Genomic DNA, 4552 nt, shown 5'->3' with positions numbered 1-4552 from the left:
TCTGCATGATTCATTTATTTAATGTAACTTAGAGATCAAAATACCGTATCAAAAGGAATGAGGTTTTTATCCATTACATTACTGATCTTTATTTTATCCGTTTTTTCATCGTTTGCACAGGAAAGACAATACAGCACAACCAACAAGGAAGCGATAAAAGACTATGCTTTGGCGAGCCAGAGTCTGGATGAAAACCTATATGACGATGCCCTTGCTTTGTTACAAAAAGCCTTGCTGGCTGACAATAATTTTGTAGAGGCCCATGCACAACTGGCTGATCTGTACAGGATGATGAGGAAACATTCAGAAGCAGTTGCAGAATATCAAAAAATAATAGCTTTAAACCCTGAATTCAATAGGTCTGTTTATTTGAAAGCCGGTGAGGAAGAAATTACTTTGGCCCTGTACCAAGAAGCGCTAAACCATTTGGAAAAATATCTGACCTACCAAAATCTGACTACTCAAAATAATGCCAGGGCAAAAAAGCTGCTGGCTGATTGCAAATTCAGCTTAGAAGCAGTTCAACACCCGGTGCCATTTAAGCCTGTTAACATGGGCCCGGAAATAAACACCGCCGACGATGAATACATGCCAGTAGCTACAGCAGATGAAAGCATGCTGATATTTACGCGAAAAATAAACAACAACGAGGACTTTTATAAAAGTGTTAAAGTTGACGGTAAGTGGCAAACAGCTACCTACCTGAGCGACAGGATCAATACGCCGGAATACAACGAAGGGGCACAATCCATTACCCAGGATGGTAAATTTTTGTTTTTTACGGGTTGTAACCGCCCGGATGGCCTTGGTCATTGCGATATATATATCGCGCAGAAAAAAGGCGACGATTGGGGCAAACCGTTTGACCTTAGCCCCCCGATCAATACACCTGACTGGGAAGCTCAACCGTCTATCAGTGCAGATGGAAAAACACTATTTTTTGTAAGTAACCGTAAGGGTGGGTACGGTGGATATGATATCTGGAAGTCTACTTTAACAGACAAAGGCTGGGGCGAGCCAGAAAACCTGGGCCCCAACATCAATACAGCCTATAATGAACAATCGCCATTTATACATCCCGACGACAGTACCCTTTATTTCTCTTCAGACGGCTGGCCTGGTCTTGGCGGAAGGGATCTTTTTGTAAGCCGCATCAGTAAGGACGGACAGTGGCAAAAGCCGGTAAATATGGGCTATCCAATTAACACCAGCGGAGACGAAAACGGCTTGACAATAACAGCCGAAGGCACCCATGCTTTTTTCTCATCAAATAACCTGGATGGCTTTGGCGGATATGATATTTATACTTTTGAGCTCCCGGAGAACCTAAGGCCAAACCTGGTAACTTATGTAAAAGGAAAGGTAAATGATGCCAAAGACCTGCGCCCGCTGGAGGCGAATGTTGAAATTATCGATCTGCAAAAAAACGAACCCGTTTACGAAGATAACAGTGATGCTGCAAATGGGTCGTTCTTAGCCACGCTGAAATCGGGCAAAAACTATGGATTATATATTTCCAAAAGCGGCTACCTGTTTTATTCGCAAAACTTTTCACTGGTAGGTCATAAAGACAAAAACCCATACAATATTGCAGTTTTATTGGAGCCTATTGAAGTAGGCAACAAAGTGATATTGAATAACATCTTCTTCGATACCAATAGTTTTGAGCTAAAAACGGAATCACTTTCTGAGTTGGATAAATTAGTTGATTTTATGTCGCTGAATCCAACGTTAAAAATCGAAATATCGGGGCATACTGATAATGTGGGAAACGATCAGGCTAACCAGGTTCTATCAGAAAACAGGGCAAAATCTGTTTATCAATACCTCATTACAAATAAAGTTGATGCTGCCCGCCTGGTTTTTAAAGGCTACGGGGAAACCCAGCCCATCGCCCCAAATACTACAGATGAAGGACGCCAGAAAAACCGAAGGACCGAGTTTAAAATCATTTCGAAATAATCCGGCAGTTGGCAATTATCGAATAAGCATATGCTGCGTATCCGATAATACCACAGTCAACATTTTTAGGGTCATTTAGAAAAATTTCCGGAGATGAAAAAGTATCCTTTTCGCTTTAAAACCGGCACTTGCATTTTGAGTCCCTGAACCAAAGCATTTTCAACGCAGAGATAATTTAAACTTCCTCAACCTCTTTTACCAACCTCCCATTCTTAAATGCCTTTCGTGGCTTTAGCCCCAGTAACTCAAACATTGCCATATCAGTATCAAACGATGGATTTGGCGTAGTTAGCAGTTTCTCACCTGCAAAAATAGAATTAGCGCCTGCCATAAAGCAAAAGGCTTGTTCAACCAAACTCATTTCAGTACGGCCGGCCGAAAGGCGCACCACCGTTTTCGGCATAATAATTCGCGTTGTAGCAATCATTCGTATCATATCCCACACCGAAACTCTTGGCTGATCAGCCAAAGGTGTTCCCTGCACGGGTACTAATGCATTGATGGGTACTGACTCAGGGTGTTTGGGCAAATTGGATAACGTTTTGAGCATAGATATTCGGTCTTCAACAGTTTCGCCGAGGCCGATAATGCCCCCGCTGCAAACCGTGATCTTTGCTTTGCGTACATGTTCCAATGTTTTTAAACGCTCATCATAACTACGGGTAGTAATGATACGTTTATAATCTTCTTCGGATGTATCCAGGTTATGGTTATAAGCATACAAACCGGCATCGGCTAACCGTTGGGCTTGGCTTTCAGTAAGCATGCCCAATGTACAGCATACTTCCATATCCAGTTCATTAACGGCTTTTACCATTTCTATCACTTTATCAAAGTCGCGGTTGTCACGCACTTCACGCCAGGCCGCACCCATGCATAACCGTGACGCGCCACCTGCTCTTGCTTTTTCGGCCGCGGCAATCACTTCGTCCTTTGGCATGATTGCATGCACATCCACACCCGTATTGTAGCGGGCTGCCTGCGGGCAATAAGCACAATCTTCCGGGCATCCACCTGTTTTTATCGAGATCAGAGAACTGATCTGCACTTCTGCATAATCCTTATTTTCGCGGTGCACCGTTGCGGCTTCGTAAACCAGGTCTAAGAGCGGGCGGTGATAAATTTCAGCAATTTCTTCTTTTGTCCAATTGTATCGTACTTCGGTCATTCTATTTCTATGTAGGTATTTTTATATTTAATATTGAATTAATCAATGATGAATTAAATGATGATGGCTGTCTAACAACAATTTTGATGCAAACCACAACGGTAAAAAGAAACCGGCACAATCTGTAAACGTTGTGATAATGATAGACGAAGCGACCGCGGGGTCGATGCCTACTCTTTTTAAAATTAACGGGATGGAAGCCCCGGTAAGGCCGGCCACAACGAGGTTACCCGTCATCGCCAAAAATAAAACAAGCCCAAGCATCGGGTCCGAGTCGTAAAACCACGCAATAAAAAAAACAATCAGGCCATTTGCTGCCCCATTAAGCAACCCAACCAAAAACTCTTTTAAAACGGCATTATATGATTGTTTGTCGGTAAGGTCGTTTAAAGATATACGCCTAACAGTTACCGCCAGGGCTTGGGTAGCGGCATTACCGCCCATACCGGCAATTATGGTCATGTACGCCGCTATTGGCGCTATTAAAGTTACCGTACTATCAAAATGCCGGATAACCGAAGCCGCCAGGTATGCAGTAGCCAGGTTGATGACCAACCACGGAAGCCTGCTTTTTACAGCATCTTTCCAGTTACCGCTCAACTCTTCATCTTCAGAAACGCCCGAAAACTTTAAAATATCTTCGGTGCTTTCCTGTTCCATTACGTCGATGATGTCATCAACAGTGACCCGCCCAAGCAGCTTCATATTATCATCAACAACAGGGATCGTTGTTAAATTATACTGAGAGATCAACCCGGCAACATCTTCCTGGTCCATCTCAGCTTTTACAAAAACAAAATCTGTATTAACCAATTCGCGAACATGGGCGTCGGATTTCGCCTTCAGAATATTTTTTATGGATAATATTCCCTGTAAAATATCGTGATCGTCTACCACGTAAACGGTATAAAACTCCTCCATCTCCTCCGACTGCCGAATGATCTCATCTAAAGCATCTTTCTTTTCAAGATTGATATTAACTTTTACAATTTCGGAGTTCATTATACCACCGGCAGTATCTTCGGGGTATCTCATCAGGGCGCGGATACTCTCCGCATCTTCCTCGTCCAGGTCCTCTAAAATCTCCTGCTGCTCATCTTCATCCAGCTGTGAAATAATATCAGTAGCATCATCATAATCAAGCTCCTCAACAATTTCCTGCCTTTTTTCAGGATCGAGGTTGATAAGCAGCTCACCAGGACGGTGCTCTTCATCCATTTCCGAAATTACCTCCGAAGCAATGTCTGTGGGGAGAATATTGATGATCCGTTCTTTAGCTTCCAGGGGAAGTCTTTCAAACAACAAGGCAATCTCCGAAGCATGATATTCCTTCAGAACACTCTCAAGCTCAGCATCATTACCTTGCAGCGCAGTTTCAATGCGCAGCAGGTCGGTTTTATCTATTTCAAATGATTGCATTTG

Annotated in this window: 3 protein-coding genes; 1 reads left to right on the top strand and 2 read right to left on the bottom strand. The window is 43.1% G+C overall.

Annotated features, from left to right (window positions below):
• Nucleotides 1-57 precede the first annotated feature (57 nt).
• Entirely contained in the window at nt 58-1962 is a 1905-nt protein-coding gene (locus tag QZY09_RS19375) for an OmpA family protein (protein WP_295675044.1), read from the top strand.
• 175 nt (nt 1963-2137) lie between these two features.
• On the opposite strand, the gene bioB is transcribed toward QZY09_RS19375, so the two are convergent.
• Together bioB and mgtE are read right to left on the bottom strand one after the other, a co-directional pair.
• Nucleotides 2138-3130 carry a biotin synthase BioB gene (bioB, locus tag QZY09_RS19370; protein WP_295675042.1) on the bottom strand — a complete coding sequence of 331 codons (993 nt, stop codon included), beginning with the start codon at nt 3128-3130 and terminating at the stop codon, nt 2138-2140.
• 42 nt (nt 3131-3172) lie between these two features.
• The coding region (gene mgtE, locus QZY09_RS19365) for a magnesium transporter (protein ID WP_295675040.1) at nt 3173-4552 on the bottom strand (1380 nt) is incomplete at its 5' end.

The sequence above is a fragment of the uncultured Mucilaginibacter sp. genome, assembly GCF_903913935.1.
Lineage (GTDB): Bacteria > Bacteroidota > Bacteroidia > Sphingobacteriales > Sphingobacteriaceae > Mucilaginibacter.
Note: the sequence above shows the minus strand (reverse complement) of the source record. Positions and strands in the feature narration are given on the sequence as shown.